This is a genomic window from Bacillus sp. LUNF1, from assembly GCF_011008975.1.
GTDB lineage: Bacteria > Bacillota > Bacilli > Bacillales > Bacillaceae > Bacillus > Bacillus velezensis.
Genome location: NZ_CP048876.1, coordinates 1,215,913 through 1,236,436, shown reverse-complemented (window position 1 = coordinate 1,236,436; position 20,524 = coordinate 1,215,913). Strand labels below are relative to the sequence as shown.

Sequence of the window (20,524 nt, the reverse complement as noted above, 5' to 3'; positions counted from 1 at the left end):
GTTACACCACCTCAAAGGTAAATCTTAAATCAAGCGTTCTGTTATTGCTGAGATCTAAATTTGTTTTTCGTTCTGTGATGACGCTTCCTGTTTCGTCAAGCATCTGCACGGTTTCAATGTGTTTGATGTCTTCTTCCCTGCGTGTGAGAACGGTGACTGCGGCATCTTTTACGGAAATATCCGCAATCGGAGTTTCTTTGCCGTTTAACAGCACTTTTGTGATCCTGTTTTTCAGATCGGCTGCGGCACGCTGTCTGTAAGCGGCTGATATCATGGTAAGACCACCTCGTTATTGTTGAGTGTGACGGAATAACCGACCTTCAGTTCACTGACTTTTCGGTATCTCCGATTGTTGAGAATGACCCGGTCTTTGATTTCCAGTGTTTCGTTTAATGCGGCTCTCAGTGTAAACGCCAAATGAGCGGGTTTGATTTTTTCAAGCGTTTCAATCAGCTCGTTCATGTGCTGCAGGTCATCAAGCCCGATATCGGCATAAAAACGATACTGCCCCGGAAACATCCGTACGTAAGCTGATGGATGTTTTAAAAAACGGTTTAGCGCCTGCTCAATCGCTTGATGTGTGATAGGCGGAATATTCGACATCTTCGAAATCAGCCTGAGCCGTCTCATATCCTCCGTGTCACCTGATTCCCGCGGTATTTTTAATATTTTTTCCCAGCGGTCAAGCCCCCACGTCGCCGTCGTGATAAAGAGCTGATCCGTTAAATCGAAAATATCGTTATTCTGCCGCTCAAACTCAGGAGCTTCCGCCTCAAGCAGTTGTGCCATCTCCTTTAATCGGGTTAAAAACGGCGGGAGGTACGCCGTCATCTCATCGAGTCTGCTCAAGGATTGTCACCTCTTTGAGTTTAGGAATTTCCACATCACTGAGCACGAGGTTTTCCGCCGCACCGTTCATTTTGATATCGGCATAGTCACTGACGGATGCCGAGTTATAAACAATGTTGTTAATTTGTGATAAACGGACGGTGTTTTCTTCGAAGGCCATTTTCTTAAATAAATTCAGGACACCTTTTTCAATCTCCGCTTTTACGTCATCAATCGAGCTGTTCAGCTCAGGCAGCACGGAAGCGGAGATTTCGATTTCCTTCCATACGGCGCTTTCCACCGTTACTGCCGCTCCGATCGGCGCCTGTCCTTCTCCCTGCCCTTCGTCCGGATCAATATAATCCTTTACTTTTTTGATGAGAATATCTGATGCCGGTTCCAAATTCGCATTTGTGATGACAACCTTCACCGTTCCGGCTCCGTTCCAAAGCGGAAAGATTTTTGCCCTGCCCACGCCGTCAACCTCTTCGGCCCATTGTTTATAGTGCTGTTTATTTGCGCTGACTGCTTCCCGGCGGACACGGGTAAAATAGCGCGCCCTTAAGCTGTTGTCATCTTCTTCCTCACGGCCGGGAATTAATATATCGCGCATGACTGCTTTCTCAAGCCCGGGTATCGTATCAAGCGGCAGCATGTTCTGCCCTGAAATGCCGGCATTGCCAGCTTCACCGGCTGTTTCACATTCAAGCGTTCCATCCCCCGTATATTGAAAATACAGGTTATCAACGAAGAAACGGGAGCCTGGCGGAATGGTGATGCCCGCTGTGAATTCTCCGGCTCTGACCGCTTTTGTGGCAGGTGTTCGTTCAATTCCCGCTTCAGCAGCACGCCTGTCCAGAAATTCTCCCTGAGCCGTATCGGAGAACACGAGCTCCAGCACGGTATCAAGCCAAATATAAGACTTTGCGAGCTCAGCGGCCGCAGGCGCGAGCGCATTGTAAATGACGCTGCCTTCTCTCGTATCAATATCCGCCGTAACGCGCGCCAGCATTCTGTCCATAATGTCGTCAAACGTCTGAGCTTCAAACATCCTCACCCAGCACCTCCTCTATCTCAAGCATGCCCTCATCAGTTTCAACGGTAAAAGAGACGATGAAGGCATCATCTTTTTTCTCAATCTCAAAATTGGTAACGGCCAAAATACGGTCATCATACAGCAAGGCTTCTTCTATCAGTCTTGGGATCTCCATTTTTTTATAAGCATCCGTCGTGTTCTGATCTGAAAGCACTTCCTGCAGTTCATTTCCGATATCATGGCTGAAAACCGAATATGAATACCGTTCTGTGTGAAGAGCGATATAGACGAATTGTCTGATTGCGTCCAGTCCGTTTATCAGTTCATTGGTAATCCGGTTGTTTTCAAAATCAATTCGGTAGGTTTGTGAAGTCTCAACGGCCTCACTCGCATCCTCCAAATCTTCAAATTCGATTTCCGATGTCAGGGCCATTGCACCCGCTCCTTTTAGATTTGTTCATGTAAAAAAGCCCTCTTCGGCAGATGAAGCGGCTTTAATAGGCTGATATTCTCGTGCATCTCCGTCCGGATGCCGGTTAAATTTTGTCCAGTACAAAGAAAGACTGTCCTCCTGTTAAAGCGGCGGTCATCACCCGATCTCCCGCCTGGAGCTGATCATCTTCTCCGGATCTCAGCCGCTTCGGCACAATGAGTGCATCAGACGGAATCAAAAGTTTGTCGTGATCTTTCAGTTTCAGCTCGAGCGGGGAAACGGAGGTCACTTCGGCCGGCATCAGCTCCACCGGCGCTTCGGCGTCAACCGCTCCGACGGCTAAATGTTTAATGGCATCACTTAATCTCATCAGGATGTCCCCTCCGGCAGTGAATTTTTCTCCGTGACGTCAATCGTCATGGTATGTTTTGTTCCTTGGAATTCATGGCGGTCCGTATCTACATAATAGGTTTTCTTCAGCCCGATTTCCGGAATTGAAATATAGACAGGCAACCCGCTTTCCAACCCAGGAATACCGATCGCCTGTATATTTTTCAGCTCTTTCTTAACGCCTTTTTTCTCAGCCTGCTTCACTTTTGCGCGCTGTTTCAGCTGAGCTTCGTTAATATCGTCAGAAACCGTTTCGGTATACTGCAAAACGCCGAATGTTTTCATGCCCGCGCTGTCTGCGGCGGAAGCCTTTATCGTTTTATTGTCTTTTTGCAGCCGCATGACGACACGGGTTGCGGTGTCATCAATTGAGGTGCTGTATTGATACCCTGTAATATTAACTCCTGTTTCCAGCACCCATATGTCAGACGGCTCCGGCCATTCACGCAAGCCGAGCCTGCCTTTTTCTGAATAGAGCTGATAATTGCGCCCCGTCTGGCTTTTTGTCTGCTTTAACGCTTTTAGCATCATATCGTAAAGGCTTGTATCATTTTTAAAAACGAGTGATTTAATGGTATGGCCTGTGTTAGCAATGGATGTGACGGGAATTTGAAAATCGCTGGCGATCCTTTTTAATATTTGATCGGCGCGCTTGTTGGAAAACACGTAAACGTCCTGGTTTTTCACAAGGTATTGAAGCATATCGTATGCGGTGAAGGCGACGGTATGCTCATCGGGCGTTCTTGCAAAAACAACGCCGCGGAACAGTTCTTTTCCGTTCCATTTGAACAAAACCGTATCCCCTTCTGATACGCCGTAATACGTCTGGCTGCCCTGCTTTACAACAATCGTCGCTTCGATGGAGCGGGGCGCCTGATATCTGTGTCCTTCCAGCGTTACGCTTTCTGTGACAAGCTCGAGCCACTCCGTTTCTTTTATGACAAATAGTTCAATCATCTTTTCACCCGTTTCATTGCGGTATCTTCAGCTTCTGCCCCGGGAAGATCCAATGCCCCGGCTGCCGGATATTCCGTTTGCTGCGCTTAATCATGGCGGTTTTATTCGCGTTCCAGATTTTCCGCCACTCCGTGTGTTTTCCGTAAAACTTGCCGGCGATGTCCCAAAGCGTATCCCCTTTTTTGACGGTATATGTTTTGGGTGAAGCTTTGGACGGGCGCTTCGCTTTCGTTTTTTTCTTTTGTTTGATTTTTCTTGGCGAAGCGGTTTTATATTCTTTCAGTACGATATCAAAATTCCGGTCGCCGATTTCATTGTCACCTTCGCTGTAATTAAAGCTTTCAATGCTGCATGTGACATTGATTTTTGTCCCTGTAATCAAAAACTGAACGGGTTTTTTCGCTTTCATCCATGCTTCAATGGCTGAAATGGCTTTTTCCGGCGAAGGGATGCTTTGATATTCGGCAATCGGGCTGTACCGTTTCGGAAAAAAAGAAGAGAACGAAATTTCTTTCGCTCCCGGTTCTTCGATAAACGTAACCTCTCCAAGTCCGGTGACTTTCACGGAATCATTCTGCACGCTGTTTGCGATATCAATCGCTTCAGGAAGAACGGGAAGCCGGAGCTTGTCCTTCCCCTGAGACAGCCAAAATTCGTAAACAGATTTAGTCAAAAGCAACGGCCCCCTTTGCTCCGGTATAAATGTCTTTTTGCAGTTCATCAATCAGCGCCTGTTTGATTTTGGCGGCGAGGCTGTCGGCGTCCTGTCCGTTATGGAAATGCTGATCGCCGCTGAATTCGATTTTAATTTCTTTTGTTCCCGTTTTTTGAACGGTTTGGCCGCCGCCTTTAACGGCTGCGGAAACCGTGCCGGCTGAGAGCGCCGCCGGTTCCGTCTGGGACGGATCGGACACTTCCATGCCGAGCGCCTGAGCCGCTTTTTGCAGCAGATAACGGCCGCGGATGCCCCGTTCTTCAGGGATGATCCACTCTCGTTTGTTCCCTTCGCCGACACGGGCGATCTGCTCCTTGGTAATCAGACCCCCATTGGCATAACCGACGTAAGGGCCTCCATGAGCCATACTTTTAATCCCGGGGACATTGCTGATCGAGCCGTATCGGCTTTTAATATAGCCGATAGCGGCAGCGGCGTTGTGAATTGGATTTCTGATATCATTCATGCCCGGCGCTTTGTGATCTTCAAAGGTGCTTGGAATCGTCTGCATAAGCCCCTGTGACGGGTGTCCGGCTTTGGCGTTGCTGTCCCATAGATTAATGGAATTAGGGTTGCCGCCTGACTCATGCTGTGCGATCGTCATTAATCCCGGAAGCCAGCTGATCGGCGTATTGGTTGCTTTCATTGCGGCCAAAAGCCACTCTTTGACGCTTCCTCCCGCTGCACCCATGCCGGAAAAGGCTGCTGCAAGCGAGCCTGCCTGTTTTTCGGCGTATTTTTTTACGTCAACTGAGCTGAGCCCTTTGACGACGCCGACTGAAGCAAAGCGTCCGAGACTCATCATGACACGGGAAGGAGAGTGAATATCAAGCTCTTCCCTGAATGCGTCCTCGACTTTTTTGGCCATATCTTTGGCCGCCTGTTTGACTTCGCTTCCTTTTGCAGTCATCCCTGATACGAAGTGTCCGATCAGGCCTGACCCCCAGCCGTTCGCGGAATCTCTTGATTGCACAAACGGTTTATTGATATGTGTGCTTACGTATTGCGACGTTCCCGTATCTTTTGCATTCTGTCCGGCCGAATATCCTTTCACCGTTGCGGCGCCCCATGATGACGATTGGTTAACCGCCGATTGATAAGGTGTTTTCACCTTTGTTTTTAAAAATGAATCGGTGCCCGTCGGCGAAGTATTTTGACCTTTGGCATAGCCCGCAACGACTTGCTTTCCGTAACCGGATGAAGACGAAATGAGGGCATTGAACGGCGTTCCGATGTTTTTTTCCTTCCAGCCGTCCATATCCACCGCTTTTTTGCTGATTCCGCTGTCAAAGCCTTCAGTAAACTGTTTGCCGAGTGATGAAGCCGTCCCGGCAAATCCGGAAGAATCCACAGACGCTGCGGCCGACACAGATGCAGAAGAAGAAACACCGCCCGCTCCCGCCGGAACAGCAGAAGACTGAGCCGAAGCCGCGCCCATATCATCGACAACACGCATGCCGAGCTTAGACGCAGCTTGTGAAAGCAGCATCTTTCCGCGTCCGCGATTGTTGTCGACGGGGATGACAAATTCTTTACCGGCTTCACCAATCCAGGAAATGGTCGGTTTTGTAATGTAGCCTCCTGTGGCGTTTTTGTCCGGTTTTTTCTTTTTATCTCCGCCGCCTCCTGTGACAAAATTCATTATGCCTGAAATCATTTTGCCGCCGGTTTTATCCCAAATCTTTTTCACCCAGTCGAATGCTGCAGAAAAAGCATCTGATATGGCTGTTCCCACTTTTACAAGAGGTTCTTTTATATGTTTCTCAAACCAGCTGCTTAACCCTTTCCATATACCCTTTACCGTATCTAAAGCAGTCTGGAAAGCATCTGATATTCCTTTACCGACTTTTTTCACCATGTCTTTCACCGGATTCCAGACAGTATCCATGAACCAGCCGGAAACCGTACTGAAAACGGATTTAATTTTATCCCAAGCTCCTGTGATTTTACTCCAAATGGACGTCGCCACTCCGACGACAGCCGATTTTACGGGCCCCCACACCGTGCTCATAAACCAGCCGGATACTGTGCTGAAGACACCTTGAATCGTCGTCCACGCATTCACGATATTTGACCAGATGCTGGTTGCCACTCCGACGACAGCCGATGAAACCGGCGTCCATACATTCTCCATGAACCAGGATGACACCGTGCTGAAAATCCCTTGAATCGTTGTCCACGCATTCACGATATTTGACCAGATGCTTGTCGCCACTCCGACGACAGCTGATGAAACCGGCGTCCATACATTTTCCATGAACCAGGATGAAACGCTTCCCCAAGTATCTTGTATTGTTGTCCAAGCACTTTGCGCCGCTTTGGAAATATCATTCCACGTGTCCTTCAAAGCCCCTGAATCAAAGGCCTCTCCCAAGCTGGAACCGCCTAAACTGCCGGCGATGCCGCCTACCGCGCCGCCGATTAATGTGCCCACTCCGGGAACAACGCTGCCGATTGCCGCTCCGGCCGCGGCTCCGGCAAGACCGCCGCCTGCTGAGCCGACCTTCTCTCCTGCATTATCTTTATTGATGCCGGCTAAATCAGTGAGTGATAACAATTCACCTATGCCGGGAATTCCTTTAGCGGCACCTTTTAACCCTTTCATACCGCCTTTTAGCGCCTTTGAATCTCCCAAGCCTTTCAAAAGCGCGCCGATGCCTTTACCTGCCCCTTTTGTTTTCGGCGTATTTACGGATGCCTGTTTGCTTCCCTTTGCGGATGAACCTCGTTTTGAAGATTTATTCCGCTCTTCGACTTTACTGCTTTTGCCCCTCGTCACTCCGGTACAGCAGCAGCAGCCCCCCAAAGCCCCGCCGGTTTTTTTGGCTGACTTTCCTGAAGATTTTGGCGCTGTTACCGTGCGCTGCGGACCCTTTGTCAGATCAGGACGCTTCGGGCTGTTGCCCTTACTCTTTTCTTTTTTCGTGCCGCCTCCTAATAATCCGCCGATATTGAGTTTGCCTAATTTTTCAGCGATTCCTGAAAATATTTTTTCTATTAATTCCCCGGCTTTTTCGATGATTTTGTCCGGGCTGAATTTCTCAAATTTCTTTGCAATCTTGCTGACAATTTTATCAACAAATGCCTCGGCTTTTTCGATGATCGCATCAGGACTGAATTTGCCGAACTTTTTATCAATGCCTCCGAACAGTGAGGATGTAAACTGCTCCACTTTTTCCAAGATCTTATCCGGATTGAGAAAATCGAATTTCTCAGAAATTCGGTCAATCGTGTCATTTACAAATTGTTCGGCGCGGTCGATTAGCTTATCAGGACTGAATTTACCGACAACGTCGTCGACTTTCTTCATAAACGAATCAGTAAAATGATCCAGCTCTTTCAATATGGCCTCCGGACTGAATTTGCTGACAACGTCATCTATCTTTTTCATAAATGAATCAGTGAATTTATCCAGTTCTTTCAATATGGCTTCCGGACTGAATTTACTCACGACCCCGTCTACTTTTTTCATAAACGAATCAGCGAATTTATCTAGTTCTGATAATATCGCCTCAGGGCTGAATTTGCTCGCGATTTCGTCCACTTTTCCCATGAATGAGGTCGTGAACTTGTCCAGTTCGGTTAATATCGTCTCAGGACTGAATTTGCTTGCGATTTCGTCTACTTTTCCCATGAATGAGCTCGTGAACTTGTCCAGCTCTGCTAAAATCGTCTCAGGGCTGAATTTGCTCGCGATTTCGTCTACTTTTCCCATGAATGACGTTGTGAACTTGTCCAGTTCGGCTAATATCGTCTCCGGGCTGAATTTGCTCGCGATTTCATCCACTTTTCCCATGAATGAGGTCGTGAACTTGTCCAGTTCGGCTAATATCGTTGCAGGGCTGAACTTGCTTGCGATTTCGTCTACTTTCCCCATGAATGAGGTCGTGAACTTGTCCAGTTCGGCTAATATCGTTGCAGGACTGAATTTGCTTGCGATTTCGTCTACTTTCCCCATGAATGAGGTCGTGAACTTGTCCAGTTCGGTTAATATCGTCTCAGGACTGAATTTGCTTGCGATTTCGTCCACTTTTCCCATGAATGACGTTGTGAACTTGTCCAGTTCGGTTAAAATCGTTGCAGGGCTGAATTTGCTTGCGATCTCGTCCACTTTTCCCATGAATGACGTTGTGAACTTGTCCAGTTCGGCTAATATCGTTGCCGGGCTGAACTTGCTTGCGATTTCGTCTACTTTCCCCATGAATGAGGTTGTGAACTTATCCAGCTCTGCCAAAATCGTTGCAGGGCTGAATTTGCTCGCGATTTCGTCCGCTTTCTTCATAAAGCTTGCAGCGAATTTATCCAGTTCCGCTATGATTGTTTCCGGATAAAATTTGGATGCGATGTCATTGACTTTTTTCATGAAGGTGTCTGCAATGGAGTCAAGCATTGAAAAATCGTTTTTCGGCGAAGCAGGAGCAGCAGATGCAGAAGCTTTTCCGACGTCCGGCATATTCTTTTGCATTGCAGCCAGCTGTGCTGTCACCTTTTCGTTTAACGATAATTGAATGACATTGTTTTTTCCCGTCAGCGAATCAATACCCGCTGAAATTCGGCCGACTGTTGTCATGACGTGATCTATGACGCGTATAGTGACAGAGTACCCGTTCTTTAACGCAGATTGCATGTAGCGTTTGATACGTTCCATGGCAGGGGTCACTTCGTCTGACGCATACAGTGAAACGGTAAATCCTTTAAAACCGGCAGCCAGATCCCGCAATCTCTCAAATGCCGCTGTCGCGCTGTCTTTTGCTCCTATTTTAATGGTTAAAGACGCAGGCAGACCCGCTAATTGGGTTTGCACCTTTTGAATGACGGCACTGGCTCCGTCTTCAGCTGAAATAGAGATCATTTGTGCGCCCAGCTTTCTTTTCATAGAGCGCTGGATGCGGTCAATTGTTCTTAAAACAGATTTACTCTCTTTGCGTATATCAATTTCACTTTGGCGTTTTGTCATTTTCCTATATTTCTCAAGCGCTCTGAAGCCATTTTGGATTTTCCTTATTTTCTTTGAAACTCGATCTTCCAATTCAAAACGGGCGGTCAGCTTTGCCATGATGTCGCTCCCCCTTTCTTCGCTTGTTTTTCAAGAATGTCCAGCTTGTAACCGATTAAACCGTACAACAGCGCCTTAAAATGTCTCGGTGCTTCATATAACTCTTTCAGTTCTGATGGAGAATAATGAAGCTCATGCATCGCGTAATAGAGATACACGGCTTCCTTATTCCCATCTTTTATCAGTTTTTTGCTTCTTGCTCCAGATCTTCTAATTCATCTTCAAAACCATTGATCTCAATCGCTTTATTCAGCCAATTTGCATACTCACCGCCGACTGAAAGCACGCGTTTTGCCACCTCGACCGGATCTGCCGTTTTGTAAGCGTCGCGGAGCTCCTTAGACCGGAAATCAGGGTAAATCGTAGATTCAACCGCGATCCGCGCATAGAAGCGCTGGCTGTCTAAGTCTTTTACGCGGCCTCTGCCCTTCACATTTTTATATGTCGTGCTTTCCTTCTCCAGTTCATCAATGCGCTCAGTCGTAATGGCTTTAAAAATAAAAGGCACGATGTTTCCTTTTTTATCGACAAAACGCTTTGAAAGCGGAACCCGAATCTCCTCAGCCTCGACTGTTTTACCCGGCATAAAGAATGATAGATCAAATACTTGTTCATTTTTTTCACTCATGATGAAAACTCCCTTACTCTTTTTTTTATAAAAAACAGGCCTGTAAAAGGCCTGTTTCACTCATACCGATCTTAATTAAAACGTTTCAGAAAGCTTTTCCGGCACATCGAAATCTTCAAAGGTAAACGGCACTTCTTCTTCTAGCGCCTCTGAGTCTACGTCCAGTCCGGCGATTTTTGCAGAATCAAAGTTGACGTCATACAGGGTGACGCGTTCTGTTCCGCGGCCTGATGATTTGTCGTCAAGAACGGCTTGCAGCGTAAAATACGGGTCGCTGCCTTTTTTCACGTAATCCATCATAAGCACGGCGAATTTGGATGTGACTTTATAGAACGTCGCTGTGCCCGTTCCGTTGGCGCCAGTCGTTTTATGCCCCGTCATGCGGCGTCCCATGATGTTTACTTCTGATTTGTTTTTTTCTACGTTTGCTTCAAAGGTTTTAATATGCGCCATCTCTTCTCCATCGAGAAATAAACGGCCTTCTTTTCCTGAAATTGTATTTTGTGCTTTTAATGCCATCTTAGTTTACCTCCACATTAAAGTAGAATTTTTCTGCCGCATCCACAGGCTGCACGGCGAGATCAATTAAAAAGCCGTCGCGGTCTTCATTAAGGCCGATTGTAATGTCTTTGTCTGAATCAAAGTTAGCGATGCCGCCCGCATCCTGAAGCGTTGTCAAATATTGAATAATCATCGTTTTGACGAATTGAAGGCCGTCGTTTGTCGCTGGAAGATCGCTGCCCGTGCCTTTTTTCGATTTAATTAAGGCTTTCAGTTCACGTGTCAAATCGTTATTCACCGCATCAAGCACACGGACGATTTTGTTTTTCGCGAACTTTTTGTTTTTCTCTGCCGTAAATGTCACCAATGAGTTGATATCTTTTTCAACGCTGACTGACTTATCACGGGCATCATAAGAGAAAAGGAATTCACCTTTGGAAAGACGTTCGATCACTTCATCATGAGTCAGGCGGTGCAGCACATCGACGGCGCCTTCGTATTCAACGAATGTTAAGGATTGATTAAATGCGGCGCTGGCACTTGCGCCTGCCACCCAGGCGGTCGCATCTTCAGCTTTAATCTCCGTTCCGTCTTCCAGCAGCACACCTTCAGTCACATTGATAATACCTTCATAATCTCCGCTGTAATGGGCGGTCACCCCTTGCACTTTCTGTCCCTGCGCATCGCGAAGGCGTTTAATGAATGCGGCAAATGTCGCTTTCAGCTGATCGTTTTCCGCGACAGGAAGAGCGATGACATCGAAATTCTCCGTTTCAGCCGCAGCTAAAAAATCCGTATAGTCTGAGTTGACCGGTGCTTTATCAGTTCCGCCCGCAAGACGGATGCCTGCCTGCGGGTTTAACGTTTCCCCGGATTCTTCCTCAGTGCCTGTCAGCGGGATGGAAGCCGACAGTTCGCCCGTTCCCGTGAATGTGACATAGCCGTTTGCTTTTAATTCTTCGGCTTTTTTCACCGTTTGTTTGTCAACTTCCGCTTCATCCATGTAAGTGGTCACGTCGAAAGCGGTCTGATCAAGGACGTTTTCACTGATGCGGATGATGATGTCATTTCCTTTTGAACCGCCGTACAAAGCGGTTGCTTTAACACCTTGCGAAAGATCGGCGCTCGCTCTGATTCCCTCTGTCAGACGGTACATCAAAACGGTTTTTGCTTTCTTTTTCGCCTCACGAAGCAGAATCAGTGACGGATCTTCAATACTGAGCCCCACTTTTTTATTCAAATCTTCAATGCTTGAAATGGAAACGAATGTTTTCGCTTCCCCCCAGCCGGATGCGACGGGAAGGGCGACAATCCCGCGTTCACCGATCGATACCCGCTCCTGGGCGGTTGTTTTAAAGTTAAAATAGATCCCGGCACGTTCTTTTTCTTTTCCTTGCGTAAATGTTCCGCCGTTCATTATTGCATGACCTCCTTGGTTAAAAATGCTTCAATGTAAGACTTTGCTTGCGCTTTTGTCATTTGTTTTTGCTTCACGCCGAATAAAGCCCCCTGGAGAATCTCAGGTTTTACGCCGAAAAGCTCCTTCGCGTGCTTTGTTAAATCCGCCGTGTCATAAAGAACCGCTCGTTCCGCCGCTGCGGCGTTTTTCTTTTTATATTGTTTCACTTTTGTTTCACCCCGCTGTTAATGTCCACATCCCGCAGTGCGGGAGATGTTTGTTTCTGATAGTAGTAGCGGCTCGTCCAGCGGATTGTGATCACTGCCTCGCCTTTGTCTCCGACTCTTGTTTCGATACGGCTGATGCGGACGAAGTCACCGGTGTCCTCCCCTGATTCCGTAAGCAGCGGAATCAGCTGTCTTGATTCTCTCACCGCATCGGCGATCCGGTCGGCTGCATAGAGCGCCTGCACCGAGTCGGCATGGAACAGCTTCACATTCAGACTGTATGTCTTCTTAAAGGTGGAGACTGTGTCATTCTCGTCAAAAACATACGGGGGCGGAATGTATAGTGACGGCACCTGAAATTGTTCAGGCAGTTCATTTTCATATACGGGCACGCCGCACTGCTGATACAAAAAAGCGGCGATTGAACCGGTTTCGCGATTCATCCGATATCTCCCCCTAACGTGTTAAGCCACTGATCGAAACGCTTGTCCAGCGATTCGGCGAAGAGTGTTTCATACAAAAGAAGGGCTTTGTCCCAGAACCCATTCCCGCTGATCCACTGTTTTTTGAGCACCATTCCCGTTGAAGCTGACGGATCATAGATGAACTGGGAGCCTTGAAAATATCCGGGCACCCATCTGACATTTTCATCTGAGACGGTCCAATGTCCGTCATTTATGAATGAGGCATACTCTACATTGGTGCCGATTTCAAGGGTCAGTCCCCCGTTTTCAATGATCCATACATGATCCTGCGCTCCTTTTCGGAAAGAAGACAGCAGGCTTTCTGTATCAATCCCTCCCGAATGAATAAGCTCCTCCCGTACCAAGTCGAGAAAATCCTCTCCTGACTGTTCCAGCCATTCGCCTGCCTGACGGGCAAATTCTCCGGATGATGCCTTTTGCAGCGACCGATTCCATTGTTCAAGGTTTTTTATGCTCATAGTCTGTCATCTCTCACAGCGATAACCTCCCAATGGTGCTGTCTTGCTTTCTTCGGCATTTCCAGAATATACGCCTGGCCTTCCCAAATGATTTTGTCATTGACACGCACAACGGCCTCTTTCGGAAAATGAACGAGAAACCGCTGATATACTTTATGATCAGGCTCGAGCTGAATAAGCTGCTGCTGTTTTTCAACAAACAGACACGGCACGTCTTCAGCATCCGGAACTTCCGGATAAGAAAAGACAGGCTGGAGCTTTTCGGCGGGAATCCCGAAGCGTCCGGCCTTCGGAACTGACACCGTCTCATGATAAATATCGCATCTGTCAGTGAGCAGCCGTTCGTAGCTCATAAAGGTCTCACCTTTGCGTGTGCAGAAACCGGGGAATAACCCGGCGCGATATATTCACAGAGCAGATGGTGCACCGCCGGTTTTCTGATTCCGCCTTCATCTGCCACCGTATACGAGTAGTCGCCTATCTTTTCAGATTGATAGGCGGAAGCGGCCGCTTCATTCTGGTTGATCAGCGCAAAATATTGAGAAAGCTTTAATAACGCAAGCTTAATCTTTTCGGGAAGCGGTGAGTATATAGGATCAGTGAACGAATGCCCCGCCATTCTGGCCGCTTCCGCCTCCGCCTCCAGAATGTCCTGTATAAGAAGCGGCTCCGGCCTGTTTTTGACTTGATCATAAACTGAATATGAAACAACGTCAGACGGCTGAATTAACATAACTGCCACCCCCGTCTTATTCTTTAACGTTTACGATTTTGGCGCTTGCATCTTCTTCTTCAAATTTGCTGTCAAGTTTAGCCGTCAGTACGATAATAAATTTGCGGCTGCGAATATCTTTATCTACTTCGATTCGGATATTTCGTGAAAAACCGAGAATGATATTTTTCGGGTGAGTCAGAATGATGTCAGACGCATCGTACTGGGAATCACCTTCTCCGACCGAGTAAGGCTGCAGATTGGACACTCCTTTGACCGGAACGCCGAATGCTGAAGACAAACCGCCCTGCACCGCAAGATCCCCCAGGTTGGTCTGACGGTCAGCTACACGGTCTTTCCATTCAATCTCCATGCCTTGAGATGTGTAAAATCTGAATTCCTGAGGCAGGCGCAAATATTTTGCCGGAATGGCTTTTAAGCCTTTTTTAAATGTGGCTCTGGACAGCTCTTCCCCGTTTCCGTCAATGACGTGAGATACAGTCTGCTTACGGATTCCGTCAAGCTGTGCCAAGTACGGATCAGAAGAAGATGTATCGCCGTTTACGACAAGCTCCTCAATATCGACTGCCGCCCGCTCCGCCAAAATCTGCATGATCGTCTGCTGCAGGCCGTCTTTTTCAATATTATTTTCAAGCGTGTCATAGGTGATATTAATTTCCGCAATGACTTCTTTCGTATTCAGCTGCACCGTACTTGTTGCCGGGACGGTCAGCTGATCGTCAGTTAAGGCTTTTCCTTCCTCAGCGGCACGCAGAATACGCTGGCCGAAACCGATTTTTTCAAATTTCTGCGAGTCATTTTCCATTTGAATCACACGCGATTCGCTGAAAATGGTCGGCGTGTTCTGCACCATGCGGATAAATGCTGAAGCTTGTGCGGGGTTCATTAAACCGCCGCTTTTTAAAGCGGAAAGTGACATTTCCGCCTTTCTGATGATATCTTGATTTCTCACTCTACAGTTCCTCCTTCTGACTGGGCTTAAAGCAGTCCGCTCCAAATGGATTTTTTAACAGGCTCTTGGCCGCCCGTCTCTTCTTCCGGCTGCTTTGATGCGCCTCTTACTTTTTCAAGCGCTTCAATGCGTTTAATAATCGGCGCGAGCATGTCCTCGACAAGCGTTTTCAGCTTTTCTTCATCAGACGGCGCAGCCGCCCCGTCTTTGTCTTCCGTGTTTTGGTCCAAGCTGTCAAGCCGCTTTAAAAGCGGGTGCAGCGCGTGTTCAATCGATTCTCTTACGTCCTCTTTTCTCATCTTGTTCAAGTCCTCTCCCTTGCGGTTTCTTGATTTGCGGTCACGGTCGAGAAATTGCTTGACCGCGCCGAATAAGCCGGCTTGCTTTTCTGCCGGCTCTTCGTAAACGTCAGCGGTTCCCGCCATGCTGTAGCCCGTAATAATACCGGCTTTAATCTGATCCCATACTTCATCGGAAGCTTTGGTGACAAGCACCCAAGATCCTTTCCGGATCACAGCATTCCCGATTTCAAAGTCATCCGGGGCGACGTACGACTCCACCACCTCGCCGGTCCCGCCTTCAAAATTATGATTTGTATCGATGTTGCGGGCATCCGCCAAAAAACCGTGAGCGGCCTTTTCAATCTCTTCAGCCGTCATATAATCGCCATGGGCATCCGGGACATCCGGCTCGTAAACGATGCCGTAAACAAGCTTCTGTTCATCCGATTCGCTTTTTGTAAACACCTGCACCTTTTTTTCAAATGACGGAAGGCCTCCGGCTGATTTTGTAAAAAAGAATTCCGTTTGGTTCGCCGCCTTATCGACATAGCTCACAAAACTGATGACGGCATTTCTCAATTCTCTCGGCACGAGATGTTTTCACCCCCTTTCAGGATTGCTCCTTTTTCCCTTTCAGCACCGGCCGGCTGTAGTACTCTTCAGGCCACTCCTCAAGCGTCTTCCCGAGCACTCTTCCGGCCAGATCACGGAGGTCATTAGGAGAGACCGCGCCGGCGGAAATAAATGGCGTAAGCACCTTCGCAATTTCAAGCGGATCGCGAAAATCAGGCCCTTTTAATGTGAGCTGTACATCGTGGAGACCCAATTCTGGCAAAAATAACGTGTTGAGCTTATTAATCAGCGTTTTCCGCTCCGGCTGAAACACCTGCTCCTCCGTTATTTTCCGTGCCGTATCGGCGGTGGCTTTGTTGTATTCCTGCGCCTCGCCCGTATAAAGCGGCGGGAGACGGAACGCGGAGCGGAGTTTATTTCTGCTTTTGTCGTCATATTCAAGAAACAGCGCATCATCCTGCAGAATTTCGGCAAGTGATTTAATTTCCACAGACACGGGCGTAATGTCTTCGCCTCCGTGAAGGTCTTTTTCCTTCGCAATACCTTCCGCCTCAATCAGCAGAAACTTGTGGGCGTTTTCCACCCCTTCCAGGTCATTCATATAATCCTGGAGCTCTTTGTACGAGGTTTCTGACAGCATGCCGTTTTCAACCGTAATGGCGGCCGGCACGTGACGGCCCTGCTTGAAATACATAAAATTCAGTTCTTCCGCTTTCCGGGCGCCGTACAGATTGACGATATTGCCGACCCAGCGCGGAATTCCGTAAGTGCCGCTGCCGATTTTTAAGTGAATCGCTTCATTTGCCCGGTATTCTTCAGACAGGGTCTTTACGTATTCGCCGGTTCTCATGTCCATCATGCGGGGATCGCCGTATTCCTTAAAAAACACTTTCTGACCGTTCAGCATCTGAACATATTTACGGAACCGTTTTTGCCTTTTAATCGTTTTGGATGCGCCGTTTTCTTCATATGAAAATGTAACTTCAACGGGATCAGTCACACCGCAGACGCGCATATGTTTCACATCCAGATATTCAATCCCCGCCGGTTTTCCCGCCCCGTCCCGAAGCACTTCGAGAAAACCGTTGCCCGTTTTTTCACGGTCTTCTATCGCATATCCGAGGATCGTCTCGGCCGATTCATCAAAATGAAGACATTTGTAAAAGCTCTCCAGCTTCATCCAGTTTTTTTCGGCCCGGGCCTTTTTTGACGGGGAGCAATCTGGGCTATTTACATCAAAGGTATATTCCACATCAAACCCAAAACCCGTAATATTGACCCGATACGCGTCAATGCACTGCTGAAGAATCGTCGAATATTCGGCGATTGTTTTCAGTTCAATGAGATTATAGGGCGGTGAAATGATGTCTTCGCCGTACAGATCGGCAAATTGATCTTCGTTCATCTGCCTTGCCTGCGGCGCGGCCATTTTTGATTTAAAGACGGTGGCTCTAACGTTTTGATAGTTCGGCAACGCCTACCTCCTCCTTTCCCGATTCGGACGTCTCCGTTCTTGTGATGCATCTTTCAAATCCGCCGCGTCATAGTCATCCAGCGCATACCAAATGGCTGAAAGTGTGTGGGGATCAATTGAAAACTCATCTTCCGACAGAACGCCGTTTTTGTTTTTTGCGTACGTTAAGTTCTGCAATTCGCGGATCGTATGTTGACAGCTGTCTGAGCAATAGATATGTTTGAACCGTTTCAGCTTTTTTGTATACTGAAGTCTTGAGCCCGGAAACTTTTTGGCCGCAACCATGCAAAAACCCTGCCTGCGAAAATATTGGATGCTTTTCGGCTCAGCCGAATCCGCTTTGATCAGCTCTTTTTGATCCGCCAATTCCTGAAGCTCCTCAGCTGTCTGATCATCGGTCATTTTGTTTTTGTAATATTCCCAGAAAATATAAAGCTCTTTTTGATCCGGATCGACGGCAAGCCGGATGACCGCATTGTATGACTCTTCAAAACCGAAATCCATGCCCGTCCGAAACAGGGGGCGCCTGATGGAAGCAATCCGCTCCGTTACTTCGTTGTGCTCCATGACCTGAAACTGCGGAAACACGCGGATGCCATTGACGCCGAACTGTCCTTTGCGGGCGATCCGGTACAAATCAGGATCGTAATGCCGTAAGCTGTCCAGCTGCTTAATATAGCTTTTCGGCAAAAACAGATTATCGCACGCTGTGGAATGGTGGTAATACGTATCTCCCTTAACGACGGTGCCTTTTTCATACAGCGTCTGATCATCCAATACGAACCGTTTTTTTTGGTCATCACGGAAAAAATGCCGGTACGTCCAATTGGAGGTGCCGACGGGATTTGTGGTGCATATCATATGAAGCGAAAGCTCGGGATGGCGCAGACGCCCGATCAGCTCCTTAAATCCTTCATACTTCACTTCAGAGCATTCTTCAATCCAAATCAGTGAAATATGGTGAATGGATTTCAATTTGGCCGGGTTGTCCATCCCTTTAAACATAATCCGGCTTCCGTTTGAAAATCTCAGCTGCATCGGCGAAGACACGGCCTTTACGGCATGTCCCAGCTCAAGCTCCCCGATAATATCTTCAAACAAGGCAAAAGTAGAATCTCTGTGCGTATCGAAAACTTCCCGCACGACAAGCGCCGTCCGCTTTTCACGAAGCAGCTTCAGGATGATTTTCAGCGCGGTATGATAGCTTTTTGACGAGCCATAGCCTCCGACGAGAAATTGGTACGTTTCATTCCAATTGAACAAATAATCTTCAAAGCGCGGGTTAACCGCTTTTTCAATCATGACCGTTCCTCTTTCCGCGTAATGACAATGTCAATCGGCTTTTGGCTGTCTTCTGTTTTTTCCATCTTCTGCTGTGCCAGCTTTAATTTTTCATTTTCGATTTTTTGTTTAAATTGATCGGGGAAAAGGTCAAAGTACAAGGACAGCTTTTCAAGAGCCTTCATCTTGTCGGCTAGCTTGATTGCAATGCCCTCTTTTCCGAGTTTTGCTTCTGTGACGATGGTTCCGTCCAGAAGGTGAGAATCTTTAACATCAACGTAGCTGATTTCCTGCATAATCGGATTATCATTTTCGTCAAAGAGCGGCCCTGATTTTCCGAAGGCCTGAACCTCTTTTTTTCCGAAGGTTACATAATCAGTAATGTCGGCGAAAGCGATTTTCACATAGACTTGAAGAACGTCCATCGCTTCGACAAACACTTTATTGACCATTTCCTTTTTCATGCGGCTGATTTCTTTGGCGACTTTTTCGTTTTTCAACAGCCTGCTTCCCGTCACATGCGCGCTTTCCGGTGAATACCCGGCTTTTATCGCAGATTGGGTGGCGTTAAAGCTTTTCACATAATAAAGACAAAACAGCCGCTGACGTTCGTTTAACTCATCACCTTCGCCCGGGTTGTTTTTTCCGCCGCTTTCCGCGTTCTTATGGAGCGCCTCGTCCCAGCGCCCTTCTTTTTTCCATCTGCCGATCGTTCTTGCGGATACGCCTGATTTGCCGGCAAGGGCGCGATTTGTGATGCGGCCTTGATGAGACTGATAGATTGTAAATGCCTGTTCTCTTTTTGCGTTTTTCATGCTACGGCATCACCGCCACCTCCGACATGATTGTCTATAATAAAAAGCGGCTTCTAATCGGGCCGCTTTTTGTGATCGTCTGTTCACTTCTAGGTGGCAAACGTATGACAACTTATGAAGCAGGCGATTGATTTCTTTGTTCCTGCTGTTTTTGAATTTTTAGAAGCGCCCGTTTGACCGTCGTCTGTACGGTTGATTTCTTTACGTTCAGCAAGGCGGCGATCCGTTCATACGAAAAGCATTCCGCTTTGTGGAGCAGCAGCATTTCTTTTTCTCTATCCGTTAAAACGGCTAATGCGTCCCGCAGTCTGATTCTGTCTTCTTCAGTCACATTTGCGGAAGGTTCAAACATCAGCGCCTGCGAATAGGTTTCTATGATTCTAGGATCTTTAATCAGCATTCTCTGATAAGCGTCTCTGCGGTCTATCGCTCTTCTTATGCCGGGCTGCCGGCCTTTTTCAAGCCATTCGATGACATATTCCACATCTGTAATGATCGTTCTGATGATTTTTTTATCTTTCAGTTCTTCTGAAGTAAGCATCGTTTCATCGGCTTCCTCCAGCTGCTTGTACCACTTTTTCGTCTCTTTCAGCGTGCGTTTATATTCAAATAGTAAGTCTTCCATGTAGATCCTCCTCTTTTTCGGAACAAAAAAAGGACACCAACCAATGCGCAGCATGTGCGCGATTGATCAGTGTCCGCAGGCTTTCCGTCTTGGACGTATTCTGTTTTTAATTCAATTTAAAGCCGATTTCATATTCGACCCGGGCCAGATCCCCTTTTCGCGTTTCGACAAGCGTTTTGCCGTGCTCCGGCGCTTCGGCGAGCCATGCTTCCTTCTTCAGTCCGTCTACAATAATCACCCGAACCTTGCCTTCTTCCAGCTGGCTTTTTAATGTTGTATGTTCAATGTCAGTCAGTTTTTTAGGATTCATGTTTTACGTCCTCCGTCTTTTTCAGGATGTTTACTTCATGTATGAGGCTTTCGAGCTTATTTATGAACGCTTCTTTTTCTTCAGAACTTTCTCCCCGGAGCAGGCGGAGAGCCGTTTCGGCCGCCTCAAAAAGTTCCGGGGCTTTCGCCATCAATGCCGCGTTGATCTGCTGTGAGTATGAACTTAAGTTAAAAACGGCCGCGATGAGCCTTCCGTTTGAATAAGGGAACTTCTCTTTATCCGCTTCGCTGTAAGCGGAATAAATGTAAATGGGTTTTTCTTCTCCGCTGTGTACGGCCCTCCATGGAGCGGGGCTGTGTTTTTCTTGCAATGGTTATCCTCACTTTCCATCAGCCTCATGCCATGC

The 20,524-nt window shown here is 47.5% G+C and carries 25 protein-coding genes; all 25 read right to left on the bottom strand.

Features of this window, described 5'->3' with window-relative positions; genetic code table 11:
* Position 1 precedes the first annotated feature (1 nt).
* On the bottom strand, positions 2 to 274 hold the full coding sequence (locus G4O42_RS06425) for a hypothetical protein (RefSeq protein ID WP_015239690.1): 273 nt from the start codon (positions 272 to 274) through the stop codon (positions 2 to 4).
* Positions 271 to 849, bottom strand: coding sequence for a YmfQ family protein (locus tag G4O42_RS06420; RefSeq protein WP_032874599.1), 579 nt, complete (start codon positions 847 to 849; stop codon positions 271 to 273). Before G4O42_RS06420 ends, G4O42_RS06425 begins: the two co-directional genes overlap by 4 nt.
* Complete coding sequence (locus G4O42_RS06415) at positions 833 to 1,879, bottom strand: baseplate J/gp47 family protein (protein WP_007610819.1); 1,047 nt, start codon at positions 1,877 to 1,879, stop codon at positions 833 to 835. Before G4O42_RS06415 ends, G4O42_RS06420 begins: the two co-directional genes overlap by 17 nt.
* Positions 1,872 to 2,297 carry a DUF2634 domain-containing protein gene (locus G4O42_RS06410; protein ID WP_032874597.1) on the bottom strand — a complete coding sequence of 142 codons (426 nt, stop codon included), beginning with the start codon at positions 2,295 to 2,297 and terminating at the stop codon, positions 1,872 to 1,874. The genes G4O42_RS06415 and G4O42_RS06410 overlap by 8 nt, the downstream gene beginning before the upstream one ends.
* 103 nt (positions 2,298 to 2,400) lie before the next feature.
* Positions 2,401 to 2,667: a DUF2577 family protein gene (locus G4O42_RS06405; RefSeq protein WP_007610818.1), complete on the bottom strand. Its 267-nt coding sequence runs from the start codon at positions 2,665 to 2,667 to the stop codon at positions 2,401 to 2,403.
* Positions 2,667 to 3,644, bottom strand: a complete 978-nt coding sequence (locus G4O42_RS06400; protein WP_032874595.1) for an XkdQ/YqbQ family protein — start codon at positions 3,642 to 3,644, stop codon at positions 2,667 to 2,669. The genes G4O42_RS06405 and G4O42_RS06400 overlap by 1 nt, the downstream gene beginning before the upstream one ends.
* A gap of 13 nt (positions 3,645 to 3,657) precedes the next feature.
* Positions 3,658 to 4,317, bottom strand: coding sequence for a LysM peptidoglycan-binding domain-containing protein (locus G4O42_RS06395; RefSeq protein WP_007610816.1), 660 nt, complete (start codon positions 4,315 to 4,317; stop codon positions 3,658 to 3,660).
* Complete coding sequence (locus G4O42_RS06390; protein WP_032874593.1) at positions 4,310 to 9,415, bottom strand: transglycosylase SLT domain-containing protein; 5,106 nt, start codon at positions 9,413 to 9,415, stop codon at positions 4,310 to 4,312. Before G4O42_RS06390 ends, G4O42_RS06395 begins: the two co-directional genes overlap by 8 nt.
* Positions 9,403 to 9,555, bottom strand: coding sequence for a hypothetical protein (locus tag G4O42_RS06385; protein ID WP_015239684.1), 153 nt, complete (start codon positions 9,553 to 9,555; stop codon positions 9,403 to 9,405). Before G4O42_RS06385 ends, G4O42_RS06390 begins: the two co-directional genes overlap by 13 nt.
* Positions 9,556 to 9,596: 41 nt before the next feature.
* On the bottom strand, positions 9,597 to 10,043 hold the full coding sequence (locus G4O42_RS06380; RefSeq protein WP_032874591.1) for a phage tail assembly chaperone: 447 nt from the start codon (positions 10,041 to 10,043) through the stop codon (positions 9,597 to 9,599).
* 75 nt (positions 10,044 to 10,118) lie between these two features.
* A complete protein-coding gene (locus G4O42_RS06375; protein ID WP_003154837.1) occupies positions 10,119 to 10,562 on the bottom strand; it encodes a phage tail tube protein in 444 nt (147 codons plus the stop codon).
* Position 10,563: 1 nt separating this feature from the next.
* Complete coding sequence (locus G4O42_RS06370; RefSeq protein WP_007610810.1) at positions 10,564 to 11,961, bottom strand: phage tail sheath family protein; 1,398 nt, start codon at positions 11,959 to 11,961, stop codon at positions 10,564 to 10,566.
* Complete coding sequence (locus G4O42_RS06365) at positions 11,961 to 12,170, bottom strand: YqzN/YkzM domain-containing protein (RefSeq protein ID WP_007407269.1); 210 nt, start codon at positions 12,168 to 12,170, stop codon at positions 11,961 to 11,963. Before G4O42_RS06365 ends, G4O42_RS06370 begins: the two co-directional genes overlap by 1 nt.
* The gene (locus tag G4O42_RS06360) at positions 12,167 to 12,613 is read right to left on the bottom strand and encodes a hypothetical protein (protein ID WP_032874589.1); all 447 of its coding nucleotides are present in this window, start codon (positions 12,611 to 12,613) and stop codon (positions 12,167 to 12,169) included. The genes G4O42_RS06365 and G4O42_RS06360 overlap by 4 nt, the downstream gene beginning before the upstream one ends.
* The gene (locus G4O42_RS06355) at positions 12,610 to 13,113 is read right to left on the bottom strand and encodes an HK97 gp10 family phage protein (RefSeq protein WP_032874587.1); all 504 of its coding nucleotides are present in this window, start codon (positions 13,111 to 13,113) and stop codon (positions 12,610 to 12,612) included. The genes G4O42_RS06360 and G4O42_RS06355 overlap by 4 nt, the downstream gene beginning before the upstream one ends.
* A complete protein-coding gene (locus G4O42_RS06350; protein WP_007610806.1) occupies positions 13,110 to 13,466 on the bottom strand; it encodes a DUF3599 family protein in 357 nt (118 codons plus the stop codon). Before G4O42_RS06350 ends, G4O42_RS06355 begins: the two co-directional genes overlap by 4 nt.
* Positions 13,463 to 13,846, bottom strand: a complete 384-nt coding sequence (yqbG, locus tag G4O42_RS06345) for a protein YqbG (protein WP_032874585.1) — start codon at positions 13,844 to 13,846, stop codon at positions 13,463 to 13,465. The genes G4O42_RS06350 and yqbG overlap by 4 nt, the downstream gene beginning before the upstream one ends.
* Positions 13,847 to 13,862: 16 nt before the next feature.
* A complete protein-coding gene (locus G4O42_RS06340; protein ID WP_007407274.1) occupies positions 13,863 to 14,798 on the bottom strand; it encodes a phage major capsid protein in 936 nt (311 codons plus the stop codon).
* Between the two features lie 26 nt (positions 14,799 to 14,824).
* Positions 14,825 to 15,670 (bottom strand): XkdF-like putative serine protease domain-containing protein, encoded by an 846-nt coding sequence (locus G4O42_RS06335; RefSeq protein WP_007407275.1) that lies wholly within the window; start codon positions 15,668 to 15,670, stop codon positions 14,825 to 14,827.
* Positions 15,671 to 15,689: 19 nt separating this feature from the next.
* Positions 15,690 to 17,081, bottom strand: a complete 1,392-nt coding sequence (locus G4O42_RS06330; protein WP_087920794.1) for a phage portal protein — start codon at positions 17,079 to 17,081, stop codon at positions 15,690 to 15,692.
* 48 nt (positions 17,082 to 17,129) lie between these two features.
* Positions 17,130 to 18,428, bottom strand: coding sequence for a PBSX family phage terminase large subunit (locus G4O42_RS06325; protein ID WP_032874581.1), 1,299 nt, complete (start codon positions 18,426 to 18,428; stop codon positions 17,130 to 17,132).
* A complete protein-coding gene (locus tag G4O42_RS06320) occupies positions 18,425 to 19,222 on the bottom strand; it encodes a terminase small subunit (protein ID WP_032874579.1) in 798 nt (265 codons plus the stop codon). The genes G4O42_RS06325 and G4O42_RS06320 overlap by 4 nt, the downstream gene beginning before the upstream one ends.
* Before the next feature lie 112 nt (positions 19,223 to 19,334).
* Positions 19,335 to 19,847, bottom strand: coding sequence for a sigma-70 family RNA polymerase sigma factor (locus tag G4O42_RS06315; protein WP_032874577.1), 513 nt, complete (start codon positions 19,845 to 19,847; stop codon positions 19,335 to 19,337).
* A 106-nt stretch (positions 19,848 to 19,953) separates the two neighbouring features.
* Entirely contained in the window at positions 19,954 to 20,157 is a 204-nt protein-coding gene (locus G4O42_RS06310; protein ID WP_003154859.1) for an XtrA/YqaO family protein, read from the bottom strand.
* Positions 20,147 to 20,488: a hypothetical protein gene (locus G4O42_RS06305; protein WP_032874575.1), complete on the bottom strand. Its 342-nt coding sequence runs from the start codon at positions 20,486 to 20,488 to the stop codon at positions 20,147 to 20,149. Before G4O42_RS06305 ends, G4O42_RS06310 begins: the two co-directional genes overlap by 11 nt.
* Positions 20,489 to 20,524 lie beyond the last annotated feature (36 nt).